This is a genomic window from Sphingomonas sp. FUKUSWIS1 (assembly GCF_000733135.1).
Lineage (GTDB): Bacteria > Pseudomonadota > Alphaproteobacteria > Sphingomonadales > Sphingomonadaceae > Sphingomonas > Sphingomonas aerolata.
In genome coordinates this window covers 1-5,854 of sequence record NZ_JPJC01000128.1, presented here as the reverse complement: position 1 = coordinate 5,854, position 5,854 = coordinate 1, and the positions used below count along the sequence as shown (strand labels likewise).

The 5,854-nt window shown below is 65.5% G+C and carries 6 protein-coding genes; 4 read left to right on the top strand and 2 right to left on the bottom strand.

The annotated features are described in order from the left end of the window. Positions 1 to 757, bottom strand: a 757-nt coding sequence (locus sphsw_RS08965) for a glutamate--tRNA ligase (protein ID WP_031440311.1), incomplete at its 3' end; no start/stop codon positions are given. Positions 758 to 863: 106 nt separating this feature from the next. On the opposite strand from sphsw_RS08965, the gene sphsw_RS08960 reads away from it, so the two are divergent. Next, positions 864 to 1,802, top strand: coding sequence for a ribose-phosphate pyrophosphokinase (locus sphsw_RS08960; RefSeq protein WP_031440310.1), 939 nt, complete (start codon positions 864 to 866; stop codon positions 1,800 to 1,802). A gap of 34 nt (positions 1,803 to 1,836) precedes the next feature. Here sphsw_RS08960 and sphsw_RS08955 read toward each other — a convergent pair whose 3' ends face one another. Next, the gene (locus sphsw_RS08955) at positions 1,837 to 2,178 is read right to left on the bottom strand and encodes a PilZ domain-containing protein (protein ID WP_042466950.1); all 342 of its coding nucleotides are present in this window, start codon (positions 2,176 to 2,178) and stop codon (positions 1,837 to 1,839) included. A gap of 230 nt (positions 2,179 to 2,408) precedes the next feature. Between sphsw_RS08955 and sucC the strand changes: the two genes are divergently transcribed. The 3 genes from sucC (at position 2,409) to sphsw_RS08940 (ending at position 5,515) form a co-directional block, all read left to right on the top strand. Further along, a complete protein-coding gene (gene sucC / locus sphsw_RS08950) occupies positions 2,409 to 3,611 on the top strand; it encodes an ADP-forming succinate--CoA ligase subunit beta (RefSeq protein ID WP_031440309.1) in 1,203 nt (400 codons plus the stop codon). 231 nt (positions 3,612 to 3,842) lie between these two features. Next, on the top strand, positions 3,843 to 4,589 hold the full coding sequence (locus tag sphsw_RS08945) for an electron transfer flavoprotein subunit beta/FixA family protein (RefSeq protein WP_031440308.1): 747 nt from the start codon (positions 3,843 to 3,845) through the stop codon (positions 4,587 to 4,589). Next, on the top strand, positions 4,586 to 5,515 hold the full coding sequence (locus tag sphsw_RS08940) for an electron transfer flavoprotein subunit alpha/FixB family protein (RefSeq protein WP_031440307.1): 930 nt from the start codon (positions 4,586 to 4,588) through the stop codon (positions 5,513 to 5,515). Before sphsw_RS08945 ends, sphsw_RS08940 begins: the two co-directional genes overlap by 4 nt. Positions 5,516 to 5,854: the final 339 nt, after the last annotated feature.

Below are 5,854 nucleotides of genomic sequence, written 5' to 3'. Positions count from 1 at the left end.
AATGATCCGCGCCGAGCGAGCCCAGCCGCTTGGACAATTTCCCTTCCGCCCCGGTCAGCAACGCTTCGTGCGCGAACTGCGGCGCGGGCACACCGAGCGCTGCGAACATCTGCAGCTGCAGTGCGGTGTTCGACACATGATCCTCGCCGCGCACGACATGAGTCACGCCCATATCGGCATCGTCGATCGCGGACGGCAGCATGTACAGCCACGACCCGTCCGCGCGCCGGATCACCGGGTCGCTCATCGTCCGCGCCTCGAAATGCTGCTCGCCGCGGATCAGGTCGGTCCACGCGATCGGCGTGTCGTGATCGAGCTTGAATCGCCAGTGCGGCGCCACCCCGTCGCGCTCGAACACCGCGCGCTGCGCGTCGGTGAGAGCCAGCGCCGCGCGATCATAGATCGGCGGCAACCCGCGCCCCGCCTGAATCTTGCGCTTGAGGTCGAGCTCCTGCGCGCTCTCATACGCCGGATAGATATCGCCGCTTTCGACCAGCGCCGCGAACCGCCCCTCGTACAGCGCGAACCGCGCCGACTGGCGTTCCTCGCCATCGGGCGTCATCCCCAGCCAGTCGAGATCGCTACGGATCGCGTCGACGAACCGCTCCTCGCTCCGTGCCGCATCGGTGTCGTCGATCCGCAGCAGGAAGCGTCCGCCCTGCGCGCGCGCAAACATCCAGTTGTGGAGCGCCGTGCGGATGTTGCCGACGTGCAGCCGGCCGGTGGGCGAGGGGGCGAAACGGGTTATGACGGTCATGCCCTGCGCTGTACGAAGCGGGGCGCCCCCCGGCAAACCCCTTCGCCCCTTTCCCCATTGAAACACCGGGACTAAGGGGCGTGCGACAGGGCGTGGAGCGATTTTGATGAAATTGATGACCGGCAATTCGAACCTGCCTCTGGCGCAGGAGATCGCCGCCTATCTCGAGACTCCGTTGACCGATGTCAGCGTCCGCCGCTTCGCTGACGAGGAAGTGTTCGTCGAGATCAACGAGAATGTCCGCGGCGAGGACGTGTTCGTGATCCAGTCGACCGGCTTTCCGGCGAACGACAACCTCATGGAATTGCTCATCATGATCGACGCGCTGAAGCGCGCGTCGGCACGCCGCATCACCGCGGTCATCCCCTATATGGGTTATGCCCGCCAGGACCGGAAACCCGGCCCGCGCACGCCGATCTCGGCCAAGCTCGTCGCCAACCTCATCACCGTCGCGGGCGCCAACCGCGTCCTCTCGGTCGATCTCCATGCCGGGCAGATCCAGGGCTTCTTCGATATCCCGACCGACAATCTCTATGCGGCGCCGGTCATGTCCGCGGATATCCTTGCGCGGTTCAAGGGCAAGAACCTGATGGTCGTCTCCCCCGACGTCGGCGGCGTGGTGCGTGCGCGCGTGCTCGCCAAGCGGCTCAACAACGCGCCGCTCGCGATCGTCGACAAGCGTCGCGAGCGCGCCGGCGAATCGGAGGTGATGAACATCATCGGCGAGGTCGAGGGCCGCTTCTGCATCCTGGTCGACGACATCGTCGATTCGGCGGGCACGCTGTGCAATGCGGCGGCCGCGCTGATGGAGGCAGGCGCCGAGGGCGTCGTCGCCTATGTCACGCACGGCGTGCTGTCGGGCGGCGCGGTCGCGCGGGTCGAGGGCTCAGAGCTGCGCGAGCTCGTCATCACCGATTCAATCGGCAATCATGACGTGATCAAGGGCGCGCATGGCAAGATCCGCCACCTGCAGATCGCTCCGCTGCTCGGCGAGGCGATCAAGCGGATCGCGGATGAAACGAGCGTCTCGAGCCTGTTCGACTGACGCGCCGCTGTCGGATCGTGGTGCGGTCGCCGGGTTACCGCTGCGACAGCGCCACGATGTGATCGAACACCGCGGGGTGCAGCGGCTTGGCGAAGGCGCAGCCATATTTGAACTTGTCGCGCCACGCGACCACCGCCTCGAGCGCGGCGAGGCCGGGCAATGTCAGCCACACGACCGTCCCCGGCCAGAGCGTGAAGCTGGTCTCGGCCCGGAACCCCGACAGTGAGAGGTCGGTCACTTCGATCTCGAACCGCGTCTGGCCGCGGTCGCGCAGGTGCGCACGCATCCTGACGGATTTGCGCAACGCCCGGCGCAACTCTCCACCGGGCTCTTCACCGGTCCGAGTCTCAGGCGAGTCGTAGGCGGGGTCTGTCATGGTTCAACTCTGGCACGAAAAGGGTTACTTTTCCGCAAATGTTTGTGATCCGGCAGGCGTTTCGATCCGCTGCGGCGCGCATCCCTAAAATGGCCAAAAATCAGCGATCCCCTCGCTCTATTGCGAACGAGACGCAAGTGCAAATGCCTTAAGGGTGGATTTGCGGCGCGCCCTGTGCTTTACGCGCTGGCAATTCCCGAGTTTCCTAAAAATTGCGTGGAGCCTTCCCGATGAACATCCATGAATACCAGGCCAAGGAACTGCTGGCCAAGTTCGGCGTCCCCGTCCCCGCCGGTTTCGCGGCGCTGACCGTCGAGGAAGCCGTCGAGGCCTCGAAGAAGCTCCCCGGACCGCTCTATGTCGTGAAGGCGCAGATCCACGCCGGCGGCCGCGGCAAGGGCAAGTTCGTCGAGCTCGGCCCCGACGCCAAGGGCGGCGTCCGCCTCGCCAAGACCGAGGACGAGGTTCGCGCGGCCGCGACCGACATGCTCGGCAACACGCTCGTCACCATCCAGACGGGTGACGCGGGCAAGCAGGTCAACCGCCTGTACGTCACCGACGGCGTCGACATCGACAAGGAATTCTACCTCGCGCTGACGCTCAACCGCACCACCGGCCGGGTGATGATGGTGGCCTCAACCGAAGGCGGCATGGACATCGAGGCGGTCGCGCATGACACGCCCGAGAAGATCCAGTCGATCGACATCGACCAGGCGACCGGCTTCATGCCGCATCACGGCCGCGCCGTTGCCGCAGCACTCGAACTGACCGGCGATCTCGCCAAGCAGGCCGCGAACACCGCGTCGAAGCTGTATGACGCGTTCATGGGCACCGATGCCGAGCAGATCGAGATCAACCCGCTCGCGGTGACCAACGACGGCAAGCTGATGGTGCTCGACGCGAAGGTCGCGTTCGACGGCAACGCGCTGTTCCGCCACAAGGACCTGCTGCAGCTGCGCGACGAGACCGAGGAAGATCCCGCCGAGCTCGAGGCGTCGAAGTACGACCTCGCCTATATCAAGCTCGACGGCGACATCGGCTGCATGGTCAACGGCGCCGGCCTCGCCATGGCGACGATGGACATCATCAAGCTCAACGGCATGTTCCCGGCCAACTTCCTCGACGTCGGCGGCGGCGCCAACAAGGAGAAGGTGACCGCGGCGTTCAAGATCATCCTCGCGGATCCGAACGTGAAGGGCATCCTCGTCAACATCTTCGGCGGCATCATGAAGTGCGACATCATCGCCGACGGCATCGTCGCGGCGGCGAAGGAAGTGAACCTGTCGGTCCCGCTGGTCGTCCGCCTCGAGGGCACGAATGTCGAGAAGGGCAAGGAGATCCTCGCGAACTCCGGCCTGGCAATCGTCCCCGCGAACGACCTTGGCGACGCCGCCAAGAAGATCGTCGCAGAGGTGCAGAAGGTCGCGGCGTAAACGCTGTCGGCCTCGCATACTGACTTCGCGAAAAACGGGGCTCGGACGGAAACGTCCGGGCCCTTTTTCGTTGGTATCGCAGCCGGTCCGACGGGGCGGTCGTCGTGACGCTACGGTATCCGATGTTTCCGTACCGCACTTGCGAAAACGACGCGAAACCGCCATCTGTCGCACCAACGCAGCCGGTAACCGGCGGGCGAAACGAACATATTCACCTTGGAAGGAATCCCGATGAAGGTGCTGGTGCCGGTCAAGCGTGTGCTTGACTACAACGTGAAGCCTCGCGTGAAGGCGGACGGAACGGGCGTCGATCTGGCGAACGTCAAGATGAGCATGAACCCGTTCGACGAGATCGCGGTCGAGGAAGCGATCCGCCTGAAGGACAAGGGCGTGACCGAGATCGTCGTCGTGTCGATCGGCGAGCAGAAGAGCCAGGAAACGCTGCGCACCGCGCTCGCCATGGGCGCCGACCGCGCGATCCTCGTCCTCAGCGAGACCAAGGTCGAGCCATTGGGCGTCGCCAAGATCCTCGCCAAGATCGTCGAGGAAGAACAGCCCGACCTCGTCATCCTCGGCAAGCAGGCGATCGACGACGACAACAACCAGACCGGGCAGATGCTCGCCGGCCTCCTCAACTGGGGCCAGGGCACGTTCGCGTCGAAGGTCGAGATCGCCGACGACTCGGTCCATGTGACGCGCGAAGTTGATGGCGGTGCGGAGACGGACACGCTCAAGCTGCCCGCGATCATCACCACCGATCTTCGCCTCAACGAGCCGCGCTATGCGTCGCTGCCGAACATCATGAAGGCCAAGTCGAAGCCGATGGCGACCAAGGCGCCGGCCGACTTCGGTGTCGACGTGACGCCGCGGCTGACCACGCTGAAGGTCGTCGAGCCCGCCAAGCGCTCGGCGGGGATCAAGGTCGCTGACGTCGATGAGCTCGTCGGCAAACTCAAGACGATGGGAGTCGCAAAGTGAAGACGCTCGTTTGGGTCGAACATGACGGTCAGGTCGTCAAGGACGCCACGCTTTCCGCGGTCACTGCCGCGAGCAAGCTCGGAGAAGTCCATCTGCTGGTCGCAGGGCAGGGGGTCGACGCCGTCGCCGCCGCCGCTGCGAAGATCGCCGGCGTCGGCAAGGTGCACGTCGCCGATGACGCGGCGTTCGCGCACGCGCTCGCCGAAAACGTCGCGCCACTGATCGTCGAGCTAATGGGGCATCACGACGCGTTCGTCGCGCCGTCGACCACGCACGGCAAGAATATCGCGCCGCGCGTCGCAGCCCTGCTCGACGTCATGCAGATCAGCGACATCCTCTCGGTCGAGAGCGACGACACGTTCACGCGCCCGATCTATGCGGGCAACGCGATCGCCACCGTCCAGTCGTCGGACGCGAAGAAGGTCATCACCGTCCGTGGCACCGCGTTCGAAAAGGCCGCCACCGAAGGCGGCTCGGGCGAGATCGAGGCGGTCGCCTCGACCGGCGACAAGGGTCTGTCGACCTTTGCCGGCGCGGAGATCGCCAAGAACGAGCGTCCCGAACTGACCAGCGCGAAGGTCATCGTTTCGGGCGGCCGTGCGCTGGCCTCGAGCGACCAGTTCCACGCGCTGATCGATCCGCTCGCGGACAAGCTGGGCGCGGGCGTCGGTGCAAGCCGCGCCGCGGTCGATGCGGGCTATGCCCCGAACGACTATCAGGTCGGCCAGACGGGCAAGATCGTCGCCCCCGAAGTCTATGTCGCAGTCGGCATCTCGGGCGCGATCCAGCACCTCGCGGGCATGAAGGATTCGAAGACGATCATCGCGATCAACAAGGACGAGGACGCGCCGATCTTCCAGGTCGCGGACATCGGCCTGGTCGGCGATCTGTTCAAGATCGTCCCCGAACTGACCGAAAAGCTCTAACCCGCAAAGCCTCCCCCGGCAGGGGGAGGTGGCAGGCATAGCCTGACGGAGGGGGAGGATAGACGGACCCATATTGCCCGTCCTCCTCCCCACCCACCAACCCCCCGGACAGCGCCGCGGCCCGAACGCTTGCCGCCCCGCGCCATCCTCCCCAGATATCAGTCATGTACGGCGTCCAACCCCATCCGCGCGACCGGCTCCTGTCCGCCGCCGGCGCCGCTGCCCTGTGTGCAGCACTGGGCTATGCGCTGATCCTCGGCCTCGGCGTCAGCCTCCCGTCGGCGATCCCCGACGCGCTCAAGACCTTCGCGGTCGGGCCGCCGCCCCCGCCGCCGCCGC